We start from the raw sequence: 21,423 nt of genomic DNA, 5'->3' as shown, positions 1-21,423 counted from the left end.
GAGAGGAACCCAATGTTAAATCAGCAAAAAGAAACACTAGGGGGAATCCCTTTAAAACCTGATAATAGTCACTTTACTGATGGTCAGTGGCAAGCTATTTATGATGCAGGAGATAATATCTTGGTATCTGCTTCAGCAGGATCTGGTAAAACAACGGTTTTAGTCCAACGCGTGATTGAAAAAATCAAGAGTGGCACGAACGTTGATGAATTGTTAATTGTGACTTATACAGAAGCGGCAGCTAAAGAGATGAAAGGTAGAATCCAAGCGGCTGTTCAATCAGCAATTACGGATGAATCAAACCAGGAGTTAAAACGTCATTTGGTGGAACAATTAAGTTTAATTCCAACTGCCCACGTAAGTACCTTACATGCTTTCTGTTTACAAGTGATTCGCAAGTATTATTATTTGATTAATATCGATCCCGTCTTTCGTTTGTTGACAGATGAGACAGAAATGATTTTACTAAAAGAAGACGTTTGGGATAAAGTTCGGAATGACTTGTATGCTGACCAACAAGAAGCCTTCTATCAATTGACAGAGAACTTCTCTAATGACCGTAATGATGACGGCTTAACGAAGTTGATTTTTGCCTTATATGATTTTGCACGCGCTAATCCAGACCCGCAAGCGTGGTTGGAGTCTTTAGGCAAAGCTTATAAATCTTCTGGTAAAATGGCAGATTTAGGCATCTACCAAGAAATCTTAAAACCGAAGATTTTACTGGAAGCCGAGCAGTTAGTCGTTCAAGGACAAGAAATGGTGAGATTATCTGAAGGGGAAGAAACTCTTCAGAAGCCATTTGAATGCGTGAGTGAAGAATTACCTGTTTATCAGCAATTACAGACATTGTTACTTGCTGATGATCTTGAGGCTGTGTACAGTCTAATCAATGAAGGTGTCGTGACAAAACGCTATCCTGGTTTACGTAATTTAGAACCAGAAGAAAAAGCAATTAATGAGCAAATTAAACAGTTGAGAACTAGCAATAAAGACATCATCAAAAATTGGCAGGAGGGGATTTTCAGTTTAGAACCTTCTGTTATGCTTACAGTGATGAAAGAATCGCAAGAACTGGTTGATTATATGGCAGGAGTTGCTAGTCAATTCGACATGGCTTATCGAGCACGTAAAGAGGAGCTAAACTTAGTTGATTTTAATGATTTAGAACACTTTACCTTACAAATATTAGCTGAACTAAAAGATGGTGAGTGGCAAGGGACAGAAGCTTCAAATTATTACCGTAGCCTCTTTAAAGAAGTCTTAGTGGATGAATATCAAGATATTAACCAATTACAAGAAAGTATTCTGTTTTGGTTGCGACAACCGACTTCAGGATCAGGAAACTTGTTCATGGTGGGGGATGTTAAACAATCTATTTATTCATTCCGTTTAGCTGATCCAACCTTATTCATTAATAAATATAATAAATTTGGTGAAGGTGAAGACGGACGTCGAATTATTTTGGCAGAAAATTTCCGTTCTCGCGGTGAAGTGTTAGATTTTACCAATTTAGTTTTCCAACAATTAATGGATCCTAAATTAGGTCAACTGGCTTATGATTTACCTGCTCAATTAGTGACAGGCTTTACAGGTTATCCTGAAAACGATCAATTTAAACCGGAGGTCTTAATCTTTGAAAGCCAGACTGATGATACAGAGCAAGACGTCTTAGATGTGGATGACAGCTTTCAAATTGATGATAAGACAGAAGGTGAACTTCGTTTAGTTGGGAATAAGATCAAAGAGTTATTCCAACAAGAGTTTCCAATCTACGATAAAAAAACTCGAGAAACGCGTCCGATTAAATATAGTGATATTGTCTTGTTATCACCAACTAAAAAGAATAATCTAGTTCTTTTGGATATTTTTAAAGAACTGGGAATCCCATTACAGGTGAATGATACTCAAAATTATTTTCAAGCCACAGAAATTAAAATTATGATGGCACTGTTAAATGTTATCGATAATCCGTATCAAGATATTCCGTTAGCAGCCGTCTTGCGTTCGCCAATTGTTGGTTTGAAAGAGAATGATTTAGCCTTTATCCGTTCACAAGATGCAAAAGGGACGTTCTACGAAGCCTTCAAAGCTGCTTTGAATATGGAAGAGGATCGCTATAATAATGAACTGTTAGAACAGCTAAATTTATTCAATAGCCAATTATTGATGTGGCGTGAAATGGCTCGTCGTAAAGAGTTAGTTCAGTTAATTTGGTCAATCTATAATGAAACAGGCTTCCTGGATTATGTTGGTGGAATGCCTGCTGGGAAACAACGCCAAGCTAATTTGCATGCTTTGTATCAACGAGCCGCTAGCTATGAAGAAATGAGTTTCAAAGGCTTGTTCCAATTCGTACGGTTCATTGAAAAGATGGCTGAAAAAGATAAAGACTTAGCAGAGCCAACTGATTTAAGTGATAATCAAGATGCTGTTCGTGTTATGACGATTCACGCTTCAAAAGGATTAGAGTTTCCTGTTGTCTTTGTCTTAGATTTAACTCGTCGTTTTAACTTGATGGATTTAAATCAACCTTACCTATTCGATGTGGAATTGGGGGCTGGAATTAAATATCTAGATTCTCGGGACCGTCTAGTTTATAAAACATTACCATTCCTTGCCATTCGTGAGGCTAAACGCAATAAGTTGTTATCAGAAGAAATGCGTAAGCTATACGTGGCCTTAACGCGTGCGGAAGAAAAATTATTCCTCGTTGGGTCATATAAGAATCAAGAAGAAACCTTTAAAAAGTGGTCACTAGCAAACGAGAGTGAATCATTAGTATTATCTGAACCAGCTAGACTGAAAGGTCGCTCTTTGATGGACTGGATTGGTCTTACATTAATGAGACACCCTAAAATGTCTGAGTATCAATCAGAATTTGCGAGTCCCAAGATTTCAGAACTTGAAAATCATTTAGGAACTTTTGAGTTAACCTTCAGTAATCTAGATGATTTACGAGTGCAGTCGCAAAAATTAGACAGAACTAAAAATGAAGAACAGATCTTAACAACGGCTGAGAAAATTACGAAACTAGATACGCAAGCTTTAGAATGGGCTAAAAACCATTTAGCTTATTCTTATGAGTTAGAACCAGCTACTCGTACAGCTAGTTACCAATCCGTTTCTGAGATTAAGCGTGTATTTGAAGATCCAGATAACGCTGAGTTGTTAACGTTAGATTTAAGCGAAGATAAACCACAACATGTGAACCGCTACGTGAATGATGAGCTAGCTAAACCCGCCTTTTTATCAGAAGTGCAAGAGGCGACAGGCGCTGAAGTAGGAACTGCTACGCACTTATTGATGCAGTTATTACCGTTAGATAGCACTCCAACGATAGATTCTATTGAGTTGCTAATAGCTGATTTACAAACAAAAGAGCTGATTTCAGAGGTAGTTGCTAAGAAAATAAATCGTCAACAGATAATCAACTTTTTCCAAACGGATTTTGGTCGTCAATTACTTGAGCGACACGACAACGTCAAACGAGAAGCGCCATTCTCCTTGTTGTTAAAAGCCAATGACATTTACCAAGACTACCCAAGTCAAAGTGAGGACACTCTGTTAGTTCACGGGATTATCGATGGTTATATTGAAACAGAAGAGGATTTAATTCTTTACGATTTCAAAACCGACTATGTTCCTAATCGTGAAGACCTTACTGAATTTAAAAATAAATACAGTGGTCAAATGAAGCTGTATCGTCAAGCTTTAGAAGAATCTAAAGGACGTAAAGTAACAGCTATAAAATTAGTTTTATTAGGAGTCAATCAAGTAATCGATATGTAAAAGGATGAGCTGACAGCTCATCCTTTTTTGTGTTGTAACTGATGACTAGACCAGTTATAATTATTTATAAGACAAAGTCAACCTATCAGTTATTTACTATTAATAAATCATTAGACCAATTGAAAAAGAGAGTGAGGAGTAAACATGACGAATAAAAACATACCCATTTATATTCAAATTCACGATCAGATACGTGAGGAAATTGAAAAAGGAAAGTGGGCTGTCGGTGATCGTTTGCCTTCAGAAAGAGAACTAGCGCTTGCGTTTAATGTTAGTCGCATGACTTTGAGGCAGGCCGTTCAAACATTAGCTGATGAAGGGATACTCGAAAGAAGAATCGGCTCAGGAACCTATGTCGCTAGAGAAAAAGTCCAAGAAAGAATGACTGGTACGACTAGTTTCTCTGAGATTATGTTAGAACAAGGGAAAAAACCTTCAAGTAAGACAGTCTCTTATTTTGTGACAACTCCGAGTTCTAGTGAAATGGAAAAATTAAACCTTGCTGCCGATGAACCTATTGTTAGAATGGAGCGGATTCGTTATGCTGATGGCTTACCGATTTGTTTTGAAGTCGCCAGTATTCCAGCGAGATTGGTAGAGGAGTACCCGAAAAAAGCTATCACTGATTCCTTATACCAAACATTGACAAAAGATGGGCAACATTCAATCGGGAAAGCCGAACAAAAAGTTACTGCTGTTGTTGCCTCAGAAAGAATAGCAGAGTTATTGGAAATAAAAAAAGGGGAACCAATTTTACGAGTGAAACAAATTTCATTTTTGTCAGAAGGAGAAGCTTTCGAGTATGTTAGGTCACAATACGTGGGAAGTCGCTTTGAGTTTTTCTTAGAACGTTAATTATTAAGCACCTGAAAAGGTGTTTTTTTGTTATCGAAATACAAGAAAACCCTTTCATTCTCAAGAAATGTTTTGTATAATATGTTTGAGTTTAGGTTTACCTAAAAATATTTCTTGGAGGACTTACAATGATTTTATCAGATATGACATTACGACAGAAAGCAGTAGTTTCGGAAGTGAATCACCCTGATAAACAAATGCAACAACGATTAATGGATTTAGGATTTTACCCTGGTGGAAAAATCAAGCTAGTTTTAATCAGCCCAAAAAACGATCCGAAAGCCTATGAAGTGAGAGGAACTGTCATAGCGATTAGAAATGAAGATGCAAAATTTATTAAAGTGAAAGTTGGCGAATAAACAAATGGTTGAACAATTAACATTAGTCAATGAAAACAATGGCCATGTGGTCGCTTTAGCAGGGAATCCCAATGTTGGTAAAAGTACGGTCTTCAATCAATTGACAGGTTTGAAACAACATACGGGTAACTGGCCAGGTAAGACAGTCGGAATTGCTGAAGGAACCGTGGAGCATGAAGGTGAATTTTATTGTCTGGTCGATCTACCCGGAACGTATTCTTTATCATCAAATTCAGAAGAAGAAGAGGTTGCCCAAGATTTTATTCAATCAGAGCAGTCTGTCGCAACAATTTGTGTTTGTGATGCCACATCTCTTGAGCGTAATTTAAACTTAGTCTTACAAATTATGCAGATGTCAGATAAAGTCGTTGTCTGTATCAACTTAATTGATGAGGCACGTAAAAAAGGGATTCATATTAATATCGATAAGCTACAATCACTACTTGGTGTCCCTGTTGTCGCAACAGCTGCGAGACAGAATGAAGGTCTAGATGATTTAATGGTGGCTTTAAGTGACGTGGTTGTTGGCGACATTAAGATGAACCCTTATATGAAAGAAGCTCTGGCATCGTTATCTGATGACCCAGAAGAAAACACTAAAGCTTTATTGGATCGCGCTACAGTAATCGCGGATGACGTCATTGAATTAGATAATGAAGATTACAATAGACGCGACCGGAAATTAGACAAGATTCTAACACAACGAGCAACAGGGTTACCGATTATGATTTTATTATTAGTGGTTGTTTTTTGGTTCACTATACAAGGTGCTAACGTTCCGTCAGACGCTTTAGCTAAAATGTTTAGTACGATTGGGGACTATTTAAATCAATTCGCTCATTATATTCACATGCCAGAGTGGTTGAGAGGCGCATTAATTGATGGGGTGTACAATGTTCTATCAACTGTTATTTCAGTAATGCTACCACCAATGGCAATCTTCTTCCCAATTTTTACTTTATTAGAGGATTTTGGCTATTTACCACGTGTTGCTTTTAATTTAGATAGCTTCTTCGCTAAAGCAGGCGCTTGTGGTAAACAAGCATTAACAATGTGTATGGGATTCGGTTGTAATGCAGCTGGTGTGACAGGTACAAGAATTATTAATTCACCACGCGAAAAATTAATTGCTATTGTTACGAATAATTTTGTTCCGTGTAACGGGCGTTTCCCAATCTTGATTTCGATCATTACAATGTTCTTCGTAGGGAGTTCAGTCACACTGGGTAACAGTTTAAAATCAGCCTTTATGTTGGCAGCTGTGGTTATTCTTGGTGTGTTTTCTACATTTTGGATATCCCAATTACTATCAAAAACCATTTTAAAAGGGATCCCTTCATCATTTACATTAGAGTTGCCGCCTTACCGTAAGCCGCAAGTAGGTTCAGTGATTGTGCGATCAATCTTTGATAGAACATTATTTGTCTTATGGCGTGCTATGGTTGTTGCAGCACCGGCTGGTTTAGTTATTTGGGTAATGGCCAACATTATGGTCGGTGATCAAAGTATTCTTGCGTTGATTACCGATACAATCGATCCTTTCGCTCGCTTAATGGGCTTAGATGGAACCATTTTAATGGCCTTTATTTTAGGCTTGCCAGCCAATGAAATTGTTATTCCAATTATGGTGATGGGATACTTAAGCAAATCAACATTATTTGAATTTGAATCACTGGATCAATTTAAACAATTATTATTAGATAATGGTTGGACGTGGTTAACAGCTGCGAACACAATTCTTTTTACGTTATACCACTGGCCTTGTTCAACAACCTTGATGACTATCTACAAAGAAACGAAAAGTCACAAGTGGACATGGGTTTCATTCTTAGTTCCAACAATTATGGGTATTGTAGTGACGATGCTGACAACTTTCTTAGCACATTTATTCAATCTAGTATAAATAAAAAAAGGCCACCTGAGAGGGTGGTCTTTTTGTTTAGTTAATCAATTAGTAATTCTGGTTTAACATATTCTTTACCAAAGGCTTCTGCAACACCTTCGAAAGTAACATAACCTTGTTCAGTATTTAATCCTAACATCAATGCAGGATTATCACGTAAGGCTTGTTTATACCCTTTATTTGCTAATTCTAAAGCAAATGGTAATGTTGCATTTTCTAAAGCTAGTGCTGAAGTTCTCGGTACAGCACCAGGCATATTGGCAACAGAGTAGTGGACCACACCATGTTTTTCAAACGTAGGTGCTTCATGGGTTGTGATGCGATCTGTTGTTTCAAAAATTCCTCCTTGGTCAATAGCGATATCGACTAGGACTGAACCTGGCTTCATTTGTTCAACCATGTATTCTTTAACTAGTTTAGGCGCTTTAGCACCAGGAATTAAAACGGCACCGATAACTAAATCGCTATTACGAACTTCTTCTTCGATGGTTGCTTCGTTAGAAATCTTTGTTTTAATCAGGTTGCCAAATTCCATATCTATTTCACGTAAACGTTTTGGTGAAATATCCATAATAGTGACATCAGCACCAAGACCAATGGCAACTTTCGCTGCATTTGTACCAGCAACGCCACCGCCAACGATAGTTACTTTTCCACGATCAACCCCAGGAACACCTCCAAGTAAGATACCTTTACCGCCGTGTACTTTTTCAAGGAATTGTGCGCCAATTTGTGAAGCCATACGACCTGCTACTTCTGACATTGGAGCAAGTAGAGGAAGAGAACGGTCTGGTAATTGAACAGTTTCATAGGCAACACCCGTTGTTTTTGCCTGTAACAAAGCTTCTGTCAGTTCTGGTTCATTTGCTAAGTGTAAGTAAGTGAATAAAAGCAAGTCTTCTCTGAAAAATGGATATTCAGCAGGTAGGGGCTCTTTTACTTTAATCACCATTTCTTGTGACCAAGCTTCCGCAGCAGTTTCAACAACTGTTGCTCCAGCTGTTTGATAATCTGCATCAGTAAAGCCAACGCCCGCACCAGCTTGTGTTTCAACGAATAGTTCGTGGCCGCTACGTATTAACGTTTTAACACCAATAGGAGTTAAGCCAACTCTATTTTCGTTGTTTTTGATTTCTTTCGGTAATCCAATTTTCATATCTTCGCCTTCTTTCTTTTTATGGTAGGTTAAGTATACTTTTTTTACACTGAAAAAGAAAGCGTTTTCACAAATTGATCTATATATTTATAATAAAAAAACACCTCCGCAAAGGGATGTGCTTTTTATTGACGTTTATTTAAACCAAAAGGGACGCGGTTTTCGGTACCAGCTTTAATTCGTTTAATATTTTCACGATGACGCATAAAGATAAAGATTGTGATACCAAAAGCAAATAATGTCAGTGATAAATTGAACTCAGGTAAAATAGTTGGCCAAACAAATGGCAAAATAATAGTTGATAAAGTAATTAAGACAGCACTGATCATGCTAGTTAAACTAACCATACTAGTAATCATTAGCGTTATAATAAAAATGCTTGATGACCAAATAAAGAACAGCGGACTAAATCCGAGTAACATGCCTGCGCTAGTTGCAACAGCTTTTCCACCTTTGAAGTTAGCAAAAATAGGAAACGTATGACCTAATATTGCTGCTAAACCAACCCATAAAGGATTGATATTTAGACCAAAAATCATAGGTAAACAGGTGGCTAGTGTCCCTTTTAAAATATCCATTATTAAGACAGCTGTTCCAGCTTGCCGACCTAACACTCGAAACGTATTGGTTGTGCCTGAACTTTTACTGCCAAACTCACGTAGATCTTTATTAAAAAACAACTTCCCAACCCATACGCCAGAGGGGATTGAACCTAATAAATATGCTAGTAAAAAAATAGCGATTAATTTCATTTGAATAGACTCCTTAACTTATAAGACTGAAAATTATTTTAACATGAAAAGGATTGCTAAACAATTGAATTAAGAGTATTAGATAACGGTAATTTAATTTCTGCGAGGAAAACTAGTTTAAAATTGTTACTCTGTGTTAAAATAGAGCAATAATAATTAAGGGGGAGTGAGATGAAGGAAGGTTTAATTAATCAGTCTACGTCAAAGGCTATAAAAATCAGTCAATCCACAATAACAACCTATTTCTCCTGTTGGATAGTGATGCCTATATTGATTTATGGAACCTCTCTGGGATTTATTAATCAAACTCCTATCTTATTAGCTGCGGAACTTATCGCTATCAGTTCCTTATTGTTATTGGCAGATGTAGTGAACGATCCATCTAGAGTTAAGACTTTATCGTTTGGCTTTATTTTATTAGGTGCAGCTATTTTCAGCCGCTTGTTATCGGTTTGGTTACCAGGAGTAAATGCTATGGCTGCTATTGTTATGTTGACAGGTATTTATGGAGGTAGCCGTTTAGGACTTTCAGTAGGTATGGCTGCACCATTCTTAACAAACATGTTCTTTATTCAAGGAGCTTGGACACCGTTTCAAATGTATGCTTACGGAATGCTGGGGCTAATAGCGGGAATTCCTTGGATTGCTAGGCAATCACGAACAAGTATAGTGATTATGACATTGTTTGCAATTATTATGGGAGTTGCTTTTTCATTATTTATGGATTCTTGGACATTGATTTCTTTCGGATCAACAGGTTCACTCAATTATTATTTAGTCTTGGTGATGCAAGCTATTCCCTTTACAATAAAATATATGATTAGCAATGGTATTTTTATCAATCTATTAAATCGACCAGTCCAATGGCTAGTTAAATTTATAGAAAAACAATAGAGGAGTGTTGAATAAAATGAAAAAAGTAGTAACAGGGTTATTTAGTTTAGTAGTAATCTTTATGATGGTTGGGTGTCAACCTAAAACAGAAAATAAGATGACTGAAAATGATATTTCAATTAAAGTATCTCTTGTTGAGGACGGCAAGGAGTTTAAATCAGAAACAATTAAAGTAGCTGATGGCGAAAATTTAGAAACAATTATGATGGATCATTATGATGCTAAGTCAGAACAAGGAATGGTAACAGAAATTAAAGGACGCCAACAAATTGCTGATGATATGAAATACTGGATGTTCGATGTTAACGGTAAACCGTCCGCAGTAGGAGCAAATGCTTATGAAGTAAAAGATGGCGACTTAATCGAATGGAAATTAAATAAATTAGAAATGTAAAAAAAGACTGTCCATTGACAGTCTTTTTTCTTAACTTCTTTCTTGAATGGTAAGAGAACGAATTAATTGTGGGAACCAATCATCTAATTGACTTGTTTGATAACCAAGTGACGTTAAATATGCCGCAGATAATGGTTCATCATACTTTGATAAAGGAGCAGCTTCTTGTGTTAAGTCGTAACAAATATTCAAAGATGATAACTCTGTCCCTGAAAGTAAACGAGATAGAAAGTCTTTTGTTGTATAGATTTCATCCGAGGCGACATTAAGTGGACCGCTAGTTTTATTTTCAACAATAAACTGAATAACTTTTGGGATTTCTGATGCTTCAACAAAACTATAACGACCATCTTGACGCTTAAAGTTGATTTCTTCATTTTGCAAAGCGTGACGAACATAGTAGTGTAAACGTTCAGTATAATCGTCGTCATCTAGAACTACCGGGAAACGTAAGTAAGTTTTCAAACCGTGGTAGTTAGTTTCTAAGTAACTTTCACATTGGCGTTTGCCTTCGCCGTAGCTCACATCTGATGTAGGGGTGAAGTTATAATTAGTTGGATCAAAGTCTTTTTCAGTGAAACCTGCTTCAGGAGCAGCTCCTTCATAAACAGCTAAACTAGAAGTGAACAGGTAATGACCAATATTGTCAGCATCTAGTTGATCGCAAATGATTTTGCTATCTTCCCATGTAAAAGAGATATTATCAAAAACCACATCCCATTTCTCTTTATTTAAAGAAGCCCAACCTGGGTGAGTGGCATCACTACGATCAAGCACCACACGATTGACTAATTCTCCTAAGTCATCTGTTGATTTCCCACGAGTTGCGATTGTCACGTCATAACCAAGGTCTAGAAAGTGGTGAACGACTTTCTGTCCGAAGAAACGTGTACCGCCAAAGACTAACATTTTTTTCATCTTAACAGCTCCCTTTTGATTGATTACTTCTATTATACAAGATAACTTGCAGTTGGACAGTATCTACTCTATAATAAGTTTTTTCTTTTCAATTTTAACTAATTAGAGTATGATAAATCATGGTGTAGCTAAAGCCTACGTATACTGTGCTATGATAGACAGTAAGTTAGAAGTAAGGGAGAGTACTGTAATGAGTAAAAAAGTAACGAATGATTATAATGATTCTTCCATCCAGGTTCTAGAAGGACTAGAAGCAGTTAGAAAGCGTCCAGGGATGTATATTGGGTCAACTGACTCACGCGGATTACATCATTTGGTTTATGAAATTGTTGATAACGCAGTGGATGAGGCCTTATCAGGTCATGGTAACGAGATTGAAGTGACAATCCATAAAGATAATAGCATTAGCGTGCAAGACTATGGACGTGGAATGCCAGTAGGAATGCATGCCTCTGGAGTCCCAACTGTTCAGGTTATTTTCACTGTGCTGCATGCCGGTGGTAAATTCGGTCAAGGTGGTTATAAAACGTCAGGCGGTTTACATGGTGTGGGTGCCAGTGTAGTAAACGCCTTATCATCTTGGGTTGATGTTAAAATCGTTAGAGATGGCATTGAATATGAAATGAGCTTTAAAGATGGTGGGAAACCAGTTGGCACTCTGAAGAAAGTTGGTAAAACGACTAAGAAAAATGGAACATTTATCCATTTCTTGCCAGATGCAACTATTTTCTCAACAACTAAATTTTCATATGATACATTAGCTGAGCGTTTACGCGAATCAGCCTTCTTGTTAAAAGGTGTTAAAATCACTATTCGTGATGAACGACCTGAAGAAGTGGTGGAAGAAGTTTTTCATTACGAAGAAGGAATCAAAGAATTCATTGCATATTTAAATGAAGATAAAGACAACTTAACCCCTGTTATCTATTTTTCTGGTGAAAAAGAAGGAATCGAGACTGAGGTTTCTTTCCAATACAATGATGGTTACTCTGAAAGTATTTTGTCATTCGTAAACAACGTTCGTACAAAAGATGGTGGTACCCATGAAGTTGGGATGAAGACAGCCTTAACTAAAACCTTTAACGAATATGCTCGTAAAGTTGGGTTATTAAAAGAAAAAGATAAGAACCTAGAAGGTAGTGACTTCCGTGAAGGATTGACGGCAGTTGTTTCAGTGCGTATTCCGGAGAATTTACTGCAATTTGAAGGTCAAACGAAAGGTAAACTCGGAACACCGTTAGCACGATCAGTAGTCGAATCGACTATTAGTGAACAAATGGTCTTCTATTTACAAGAAAATAGCGAAATGAGCCAAATGTTGGTTCGTAAAGCAATTAAAGCTCGTGAAGCAAGAGATGCTGCCCGTAAAGCTCGTGAAGAAAGTCGTTCAGGCAAGAAAAAACGTAAAGGCGAATCATTATTATCTGGTAAGTTAACGCCAGCTCAATCACGTAATCCAAAGCGCAATGAATTGTACTTAGTAGAGGGTGACTCTGCCGGTGGTTCAGCAAAACAAGGACGCGACCGAAAATTCCAAGCAATCTTGCCGTTACGTGGTAAGGTTATTAATACAGAAAAAGCTAAATTACAAGATATCCTGAAAAATGAAGAAATCAATACAATGATTTACACAATTGGTGCCGGCTACTCGCCAGATTTCTCATTAGAAGATTGTAACTATGATAAAGTTATCATCATGACCGATGCAGATACCGATGGTGCGCACATTCAAACACTATTACTAACATTCTTCTATCGCTTTATGAAACCTTTAGTTGAAGCTGGGAAGGTTTATATCGCTTTACCGCCGCTTTACAAGGTATCAAAAGGTGTAGGTAAAAAAGCGCAACAAGAATACGCTTGGACTGAAGATGAGTTAGCAGCTATTACTGAGAAGTACGGTAAGGGCTATATGATTCAACGTTACAAAGGTCTTGGTGAAATGAATGCGGATCAACTATGGGAAACAACCATGGATCCAGAAACTCGCACCTTAATTCGTGTGACCTTAGATGAAGATGAGGGTGAAGCAGGAAGTAATGAACGTATTGTATCGACCTTAATGGGTGATAAAGTGGAGCGTCGTCGTAACTGGATTGAAAATAATGTTGCTTTCACTTTAGAAGAAGAAGGTAGTATTTTAGATACCGTTGATGAAGACGAGCATGATGTAGTTGGGACACCAACTATTGAGAACGAAGAAGATATTTTTGATGATGCTCGCGAAGAAACATTGGAGCACATTGAAGAAGATAACGAAGATAAAAATGAAGAGGTTGAGAAGCCTATCTCAGAACGTGTTATTATTGAAAATTACCGCGACACAGTCGTGGAAGAATTAAGTCTATTTGATTTAGATGAAGAGTAAGGAGGCCAAAAATACGATGAGCACACGCGATGATATACAAAATTTAGCATTAAAAGATGTTATGGGCGATCGTTTTGGTCGTTACTCTAAATACATCATTCAAGAACGTGCTTTACCAGACATTCGTGACGGGTTAAAACCCGTTCAACGACGTATCTTGTTTGCTATGGACCAAGATGGTAATACCTTTGATAAAGGATTCCGTAAGTCGGCCAAATCCGTTGGTAACATCATGGGTAATTACCATCCACATGGTGACAGCAGTATTTACGAAGCGATGGTTCGAATGAGTCAGGACTGGAAGTTACGTGAAGTCTTGATTGAAATGCACGGTAATAACGGTAGTATGGATGGTGATCCGGCTGCCGCAATGCGTTATACAGAAGCACGTTTATCAAAATTAAGTAATGAATTATTGGAAGATATCGAAAAAGAAACAGTCGATTTCGTCTGGAACTTCGATGATACTGAAAAAGAGCCAACCGTTTTACCTGCTAAATATCCAAACTTGTTAGTTAACGGATCAACGGGTATCTCTGCTGGTTACGCGACAGAAATTCCAACACATAACTTAGGTGAAATCATTGATGGGACAATCCATTTAATCGACCATCCTAATGCAACGCTAGATAAGTTAATGACCTTTATTCCTGGACCTGATTTTCCAACAGGTGGAATTTTGCAAGGTAAGGAAGAGTTGAAGAAAGCTTATGAAACAGGAAAGGGACGTGTTGTTGTCCGTTCTGTCACTAAGATTGAACCACTTAAAGGTGGTAAACAACAAATTGTCATTAATGAAATTCCTTATGAAGTTAATAAAGCGAATTTAGTTAAGAAAATGGATGAAATCCGTATCAACAAAAAAGTTGATGGGATTGCTGAAGTTCGTGATGAAAGTGACCGTAATGGTTTACAAGTTGTTGTGGAATTGAAAAAAGACACAAATGCAGAAGGTATTTTAAATTATTTATTTAAAAATACTGACCTGCAAGTCAACTATAACTTCAATATGGTAGCGATTGATAATCAACGTCCGCATCAAGTGGGATTAAAACGTATTTTAGAATCGTATATTGGACATAGACGCTCGGTAATTTACCGTCGTAGTGAATTTGAATTAGCAAAAGCTAACAAACGCCAACACATCGTATCTGGTTTAATTAAAGCTTTATCGATATTAGATGAGGTCATTGCAACAATTCGTAGCAGTAAAGATAAAAAAGATGCCAAAATGAATTTAGTAAAAGCGTACGCATTTACTGAAGAACAAGCGGAAGCGATTGTATCTTTACAACTTTATCGCTTAACTAATACGGATATTACGGCTTTAGAAGCAGAAGCGACTGAACTAGCTGAGACAATTGCTCGTTTAACTGAAATTCTAAATGACGAAAAAGCCTTGTTGAAAGTCTTGAAAGCAGAATTACGAGATGTGAAGAAAAACTTTGCCAATGATCGTAAAACAGTTATCGAAGATGAAATTGAAGAAATTGTTGTTGAAACTAAGATTTTGATTGCTCAAGAAGAAGTTGTAGCAACAGTGACTCAAGAAGGCTATATCAAACGTAGTAGCTTACGCTCATTCAGCGCTTCTAGCCCAGATGAGCTTGGCATGAAGGAAACAGACACGTTGATCTTTGCGAAGCAATTAAATACGCTGGATCACTTGTTAATTGTGACGAATAAAGGAAATATGATTTATCGACCTGTTCATGAATTACCAGACTTACGTTGGAAAGATGTAGGAGAGCATTTATCTCAACAACTATCAGGTCTTGAAGTTGATGAGAAAGTCGTAGCAGCTTTCGATTATACTGAATTAGCAACTAATAAATCATTTGTCTTTATTAGTCGTGGCGGTTTAATTAAACAAACTAAAATGAATGAATTTGATGTTTGGCGTACTTATAAAGGCCGTCCGACATTATGTATGAACTTAAAAGATTCATCTGAAGAAATTGTTAATTGTTATCTTGTTGACGAAGCCATTGAATATGATGTCTTCTTAGCTAGTCATAGAGGTTTCGGATTGCGTTATCCGCTTAACGAAGTGCCGACAGTGGGTGCCCGTGCAGCAGGTGTGAAATCAATGAATTTGAAAGATGGAGATTACGTAGTTAACGGCGTCTTAATTGAACCGGAAGCTAAAACATCAATTAGTATTGTGACACAACGAGGTTCCGTTAAACGAATGATAGCGCAAGAAATTGCACCATTAAGTCGAGCAAAACGTGGATTAATGATTATTCGCGAATTGAAAACAAATCCACACCGCATTGTTTATGTTGCTTTGAGTGATCAAGGAACATTCGAAGTAGTCATGCAAAATAACACGAAATACGAAGTTTCCAAGATGGACCATCAAATTAGTGATCGGACATCTAACGGCTCATCATTAGGTGATGAGAAAAAAGATGGCGAAGTATTTGAAGTTCATTCATTAACTGAAGTCATCTTAAAACAAACAAAAAATAATTAAAATAAGCCTCTTGTAGGCTTATTTTTTATTCTGTTATAGAAAAGGTACTGAAAACGCGGTCGTGTTATAGTACAGTTTTTCACAAAAAAGAAACAGAGTTAAGAAGGTCTGAACACCTCATCTTAAATAACGAAAAGGCTGATACAAGCGTTTTGTTTGCGTTTTCTTAAAATAATAAATAACAATTATAAAATAATACAGTTTTTTATCGGTTTATAGTTGTGATTTTTTTAACTTGTGTTATACTGAACTTGTAAACCTGTTATATATAATTTTATGATGTTTATGGATTGTATAATTTAAAGGAGGCAACAAACAATGGAAGCATGGAATGGATTTAAAGGGAAACAATGGAAAAACGAAGTAAACGTTCGCGACTTTATTCAAGCGAACTACACTGAGTACACAGGGGATGACTCTTTCTTAGAGCCAATCGCACCAAGTACTGACAAATTATGGACTAAATTACAAGTATTATTTGATGAACAACACGAAAAAAATGGTGTATACGACATGGATACTAATGTCCCTGCAACAATTACATCACATGAACCTGGTTACTTAATTAAAGAAGAAGAAAAAATCGTTGGTTTACAAACTGACGTGCCATTGAAACAAGCATTCATGCCATTCGGCGGAATCAACATGGCTAACAACGCTTTATCAAGTAATGGTTATGAACCAGATGCTGAAATGACTCACATTTTTACTGATTACCGTAAAACACATAACCAAGGTGTTTTCGATGCTTACACGCCAGAAATGCGTTCAGCTCGTAAAAATAAAATCATCACTGGTTTACCAGATGCTTACGGACGTGGCCGTATCATCGGTGACTACCGTCGTTTAGCTTTATATGGTATTGATTACTTAATGGAACAAAAAGCTAAAGATCACGCTAACACTGGTAACAAAGTAATGACTGATGACGTTGTTCGTTTACGTGAAGAAATTTCAGAACAATACCGTTCATTAGGACAAATCAAAGAAATGGCAGCAGGTTACGGATTCGATATCTCTAAACCAGCTACAAACGCTAAAGAAGCTATCCAATGGTTATACTTCGGATACTTAGCAGCAATTAAATCTCAAAATGGTGCAGCTATGTCTATCGGTCGTATCTCAGCATTCTTAGATATCTATATTCAACGTGACTTAGAAAACGGTGTTATCACTGAATTCGAAGCGCAAGAAATGATCGACCACTTAATCATGAAACTACGTATGGTTAAATTCGCGCGTACGCCTGAATACAACCAATTATTCTCTGGTTACCCAATCTGGGCTACTTTATCAATTGCTGGTATGGGATTAGATGGACGCTCATTAGTGACTAAGAACGATTTCCGTATCTTACACACATTAACTAACATGGGACCTTCTCCAGAGCCAAACTTAACTGTTTTATATTCTTCATCAGAACCAGAAGGATTCAGAACTTATGCAGCTAAAATCGCTAAAGAGTCTTCTTCAATTCAATTTGAAAATGATGACTTATTACGCGCTAACTGGGGATCAGATGATGCAGCAATCGCTTGTTGTGTATCTTCAACAGTTATGGGTAAAGACATGCAATTCTTCGGAGCTCGTGCTAACTTAGCTAAAGCAGTTCTTTACGCAATCAACGGTGGGGTAGACGAAATGACAAAAGCTCAAGTAGCTCCTAAATTCCGTCCGATGACTGGTGATACATTAGATTACGATCAATTCATCGAAAACTACAAAGATATCATGGATTGGTTAGCTGAATTATACGTTAACACACTTAACGTTATTCACTTCATGCATGATAAATATGCATATGAAGCGCCACAATTAGCCTTCATGGATAGTGACTTAAAACGTACTTTCGCGACAGGTATCGCTGGTATTTCACATGCTGCCGATAGTTTAATGGCTATCAAACATGGTAACGTTGAAGTTATCCGTGACGAAAATGGTTTAGCTGTTGATTACAAACCAACAACTGAATTCCCAACTTACGGTAACGATCAAGAAGAAGCAGATGCTACTGCTAACTGGATCTTAGAATACTTCATGACTCAAATTAAACGTCAACACACTTACCGTAACTCAACACCAACTACATCATTATTAACAATCACTTCAAACGTAGTTTACGGTAAAGCTACAGGTAATACTCCTGATGGTCGTCGTGCTGGTAAACCTTTAGCACCAGGTGCTAACCCATCTTACCAAGATGGTAAATTCCTTGGAGAGAAAAATGGTCTTTTAGCATCATTAAACTCAACTGCTCGTTTACAATACACTAACGCATTAGATGGTATTTCAAATACTCAAACAATTAACCCTAACGGTTTAGGTAAAGATGACGAAACTCGTATCAACAACCTACGTAACGTTATGGATGGATACTTCGATAAAGGTGGTTACCACTTAAACGTGAACGTATTTACTAATGAATTATTATTAGATGCGCAAGCTCACCCAGAGAAATATCCAAACTTAACAATCCGTGTATCAGGTTACGCAGTTAAATTCCGTGATTTAACTCCTGAACAACAAGCAGACGTTATCTCAAGAACTTCACATGACCACATGTAATTCTTGGTAACATCTGATATAATCAAGACATATTAGAGGGGTGGCTATCTAGTCATCCCTTTTATGATAAGGATGTGAAAGATAATGACTCAACCAGTTACAGGTCGTATCCATTCGACAGAAAACTTTGGAACAGTTGATGGACCAGGCGTTCGTTTTATCATCTTTACACAAGGTTGCCGCATGCGTTGCGAATTTTGCCACAATCCCGATACTTGGGAAATTGGCAAAGGGCGTGAAGTGACAACAGATGAGATGATTGAAGAAGCTTTAAAATACCGTAGTTACTGGGGAGATAAAGGTGGGATTACTGTTAGTGGAGGAGAACCTTTACTACAAATCCCATTTATGACTGATCTCTTCAAAAAGGCGAAAGCTTTAGGTATTCATACAACTATTGATACTTGTGGTAAACCATTTACGTTGGAAGAGCCTTTTATCAGTGAATTTGAAGAATTATTAGAGTATACTGACTTAATCTTATTTGATATTAAACATATTGACGCTGAAGGTCATAAAGCTCTTACTAAAATGTCTAATGATAATATTTTAGAAATGGCGCAATATTTATCGGATAAAAATCAGCCAGTTTGGATACGTCACGTCTTAGTGCCGACACGAACTGACTATGATGAATTCTTAATTCGTTTAGATGAGTTTGTTAAGACGCTTAAAAATGTTGATAAGTTTGAAGTGCTGCCTTATCACACAATGGGTAAATTCAAGTGGGATGAATTAGGCTTAGAGTATCCACTCGAAGGGATTAACCCTCCTGAAAAAGAGCGCGTTGAAAATGCTAAAAAATTATTGCACGTTGATGATTACAAAGGTTATGAAACCCATAAAGCTAAATAAAGACCTCAATTGAGGTCTTTTTTATTTTTGGTTATTTATAGATTGGTATAGACGTTATAAGATGATTAAAAAAGTATAGTTTACTTTTAAAATAAGAAAAATACTTGGTATAATAATTAATAACGTTTAAACTAACGAATAATGGTATAGGTGGTAATGTTGTGGATATTAAATATTTAGACTTATTAGCCAAAGAATTTCCGACTAAAAAATCAGTTATTACAGAAGTTATTAATTTGAATGCGATTTTAGCACTACCAAAGGGGACCGAACACTTTATAAGTGATGTGCATGGTGAGTTTGAAGCTTTTCAACATATTCTGAAAAACGGCTCTGGAAGAATCCGTCAAAAAATCGCTTATTTATATCATGATGAATTAGATTCTACTGAACAAAATTCCCTAGCTACACTTATTTATTATCCTCAAGAAAAAATTAACCTAACGAAAGACCTGATAGACAACGATGAAAAATTAAATGACTGGTATCAAAAACAGTTAATTAGATTGGTTACTGTTGCCCAAGAAGTGTCTTCTAAATACACACGATCAAAAGTAAGGAAAGCTATTCCGCAAGAGTATAGCTATGTAATTGAAGAACTACTGTTTACACCCAGTCGACAAAAACAAATGTCAGGTTATTACAATAATGTCATCGAAACAATTGTGACACTTGGAATCGCTGATGACTTTATTGTTGAGATGAGTTGTCTAATTCAGCGTTTAACCATCGACCATTTACATTTAGTGGGGGATATTTACGATCGTGGTCCAGAACCTGACAAAATAATCGATTCGTTAATGTCATATCATTCTGTGGATATTCAATGGGGTAATCACGATGTACTTTGGATGGCGGCGGCTTTGGGTTCAACAGTTTGCCAAGCGAATGTTTTACGCATTTCCTCGCGCTATAATAATCTGGATATCATCGAAAAACAATACGGTATGTCAATCCGATTTTTAGTGGATTTTGCTAATAAAACTTACCCTAATCCCCATGAGAGTTTTTGGCCAAAACTAGCTGATGAAGACAGTGATATGCCACATGAAAAGCAACGAGAATTAGCTAGTATTCAACAAGCAATGGCGATGATTCAGTTTAAACTTGAGGGCCAAATTATTGAGAAGCAACCTGATCTGAATATGAGTGAGCGGTCTCATTTTTCTAAAATTGATTTCAACTTATATAACTATGTTCACAACGGAAGAACTTTTCAATTAAATCAGCAAGATTTCTTATCAGTCAATCCAAAAAATCCACTGACATTGACAGAGGAAGAGTCAAAGGTAGTGAGAAATTTATCCGAATTATTCAGTTTATCGGATAAATTAAGAAAACATGTCGATTATTTGTTTTCTGTAGGAAGTATGTATCTCGTTTATAACGGAAATTTACTCTATCACGGCTGCATTCCTCTTGATAGTAAAGGAGAGTTTAAAGAATTTAAATTTAATGACGAAAGTTATTCTGGGAAAGAGTTATTCGATTTTTTTGAAACAGTATTGAGAGAAAGTTACCAAGCTTATAGTAATGGGTGCAAGTTATCCGATGACCAATTAGCTCTTCTATGGTACTTGTGGACAGGGGAGTTATCGCCATTGTTCGGTAAAGATAAAATGACAACGTTCGAACGTTACTTCATTCAAGACAAAGAGTCTCATGTTGAAGTTAAAAATCCTTATTACTTTTTGCGAGAAGAAGAAGAAACTTGCGATAACATTCTAATAAATTTCGGGTTAAACCCCGACACTGCTCACATTATTAATGGTCATACTCCTGTTAAAGAAGTTAAAGGTGAGTCACCAATTAAGAGTGATGGAAAATTACTTGTAATAGATGGTGGTTTCTCAAAACCGTATCAGTCAACAACAGGAATTGCAGGTTATACTTTATTATTTAATTCTTACGGGATGGAAATAGCAGTTCATCAAGCTTTTTCAGGGTCGGATGAAGCTATTTCAAAAGGACAAGATTTAATATCGGTTAAGCGTGATATTTATCAACCTTCTAATAGAATTTTAGTTTCCCAAACAGACATCGGACGATCGTTGCAAGAACAAATATCTGACTTATTAGATTTGAAAACAGCATACGACCAAGGTATTTTACAAGAAAAGAGTAATTAAAATA

The 21,423-nt window shown here is 36.8% G+C and carries 14 protein-coding genes; 11 read left to right on the top strand and 3 right to left on the bottom strand.

Translation table 11 applies throughout. The features are described 5' to 3' along the window. The first annotated feature begins 12 nt into the window (after nucleotides 1–12). From addA to feoB, 4 genes are all read left to right on the top strand, one after another. Nucleotides 13–3,792, top strand: coding sequence for a helicase-exonuclease AddAB subunit AddA (gene addA, locus G7081_RS05975; protein ID WP_166008043.1), 3,780 nt, complete (start codon nucleotides 13–15; stop codon nucleotides 3,790–3,792). A 144-nt stretch (nucleotides 3,793–3,936) separates the two neighbouring features. Continuing rightward, a complete protein-coding gene (locus G7081_RS05970) occupies nucleotides 3,937–4,647 on the top strand; it encodes a GntR family transcriptional regulator (protein ID WP_166008042.1) in 711 nt (236 codons plus the stop codon). A gap of 128 nt (nucleotides 4,648–4,775) precedes the next feature. Beyond that, nucleotides 4,776–5,006 (top strand): FeoA family protein, encoded by a 231-nt coding sequence (locus G7081_RS05965; RefSeq protein WP_166008041.1) that lies wholly within the window; start codon nucleotides 4,776–4,778, stop codon nucleotides 5,004–5,006. Nucleotides 5,007–5,010: 4 nt separating this feature from the next. Then, a complete protein-coding gene (feoB, locus tag G7081_RS05960) occupies nucleotides 5,011–6,909 on the top strand; it encodes a ferrous iron transporter B (protein WP_166008040.1) in 1,899 nt (632 codons plus the stop codon). Nucleotides 6,910–6,949: 40 nt separating this feature from the next. Here the strand turns inward: feoB and ald are convergent, their stop codons facing one another. Further along, nucleotides 6,950–8,065 carry an alanine dehydrogenase gene (gene ald / locus G7081_RS05955; RefSeq protein WP_166008039.1) on the bottom strand — a complete coding sequence of 372 codons (1,116 nt, stop codon included), beginning with the start codon at nucleotides 8,063–8,065 and terminating at the stop codon, nucleotides 6,950–6,952. Nucleotides 8,066–8,190: 125 nt separating this feature from the next. Beyond that, entirely contained in the window at nucleotides 8,191–8,817 is a 627-nt protein-coding gene (plsY, locus tag G7081_RS05950; protein WP_166008038.1) for a glycerol-3-phosphate 1-O-acyltransferase PlsY, read from the bottom strand. Nucleotides 8,818–9,078: 261 nt separating this feature from the next. Here plsY and G7081_RS05945 point away from each other — a divergent pair, with 261 nt between their 5' ends. Beyond that, complete coding sequence (locus G7081_RS05945; protein ID WP_166008037.1) at nucleotides 9,079–9,711, top strand: DUF6580 family putative transport protein; 633 nt, start codon at nucleotides 9,079–9,081, stop codon at nucleotides 9,709–9,711. A 16-nt stretch (nucleotides 9,712–9,727) separates the two neighbouring features. Beyond that, nucleotides 9,728–10,105, top strand: a complete 378-nt coding sequence (locus G7081_RS05940; protein ID WP_166008036.1) for a DUF4430 domain-containing protein — start codon at nucleotides 9,728–9,730, stop codon at nucleotides 10,103–10,105. 30 nt (nucleotides 10,106–10,135) lie between these two features. Here G7081_RS05940 and G7081_RS05935 read toward each other — a convergent pair whose 3' ends face one another. After that, the gene (locus tag G7081_RS05935) at nucleotides 10,136–11,023 is read right to left on the bottom strand and encodes a Rossmann-fold NAD(P)-binding domain-containing protein (protein ID WP_166008035.1); all 888 of its coding nucleotides are present in this window, start codon (nucleotides 11,021–11,023) and stop codon (nucleotides 10,136–10,138) included. 190 nt (nucleotides 11,024–11,213) lie between these two features. Here G7081_RS05935 and parE point away from each other — a divergent pair, with 190 nt between their 5' ends. The 5 genes from parE (at nucleotide 11,214) to G7081_RS05910 (ending at nucleotide 21,419) form a co-directional block, all read left to right on the top strand. Further along, nucleotides 11,214–13,391, top strand: a complete 2,178-nt coding sequence (parE, locus tag G7081_RS05930; RefSeq protein WP_166008034.1) for a DNA topoisomerase IV subunit B — start codon at nucleotides 11,214–11,216, stop codon at nucleotides 13,389–13,391. Between the two features lie 16 nt (nucleotides 13,392–13,407). Beyond that, nucleotides 13,408–15,870: a DNA topoisomerase IV subunit A gene (gene parC, locus G7081_RS05925; protein ID WP_166008033.1), complete on the top strand. Its 2,463-nt coding sequence runs from the start codon at nucleotides 13,408–13,410 to the stop codon at nucleotides 15,868–15,870. Nucleotides 15,871–16,188: 318 nt separating this feature from the next. Next, a complete protein-coding gene (gene pflB, locus G7081_RS05920; RefSeq protein ID WP_166008032.1) occupies nucleotides 16,189–18,435 on the top strand; it encodes a formate C-acetyltransferase in 2,247 nt (748 codons plus the stop codon). Between the two features lie 84 nt (nucleotides 18,436–18,519). Continuing rightward, nucleotides 18,520–19,290 (top strand): pyruvate formate-lyase-activating protein, encoded by a 771-nt coding sequence (pflA, locus tag G7081_RS05915; RefSeq protein WP_166008031.1) that lies wholly within the window; start codon nucleotides 18,520–18,522, stop codon nucleotides 19,288–19,290. 161 nt (nucleotides 19,291–19,451) lie between these two features. After that, nucleotides 19,452–21,419 (top strand): fructose-1,6-bisphosphatase, encoded by a 1,968-nt coding sequence (locus G7081_RS05910; protein ID WP_166008030.1) that lies wholly within the window; start codon nucleotides 19,452–19,454, stop codon nucleotides 21,417–21,419. The last annotated feature ends 4 nt before the right edge of the window (nucleotides 21,420–21,423 follow it).

Source organism: Vagococcus coleopterorum (genome assembly GCF_011303955.1).
Lineage (GTDB): Bacteria > Bacillota > Bacilli > Lactobacillales > Vagococcaceae > Vagococcus_D > Vagococcus_D coleopterorum.
Note: the sequence above shows the minus strand (reverse complement) of the source record. Positions and strands in the feature narration are given on the sequence as shown.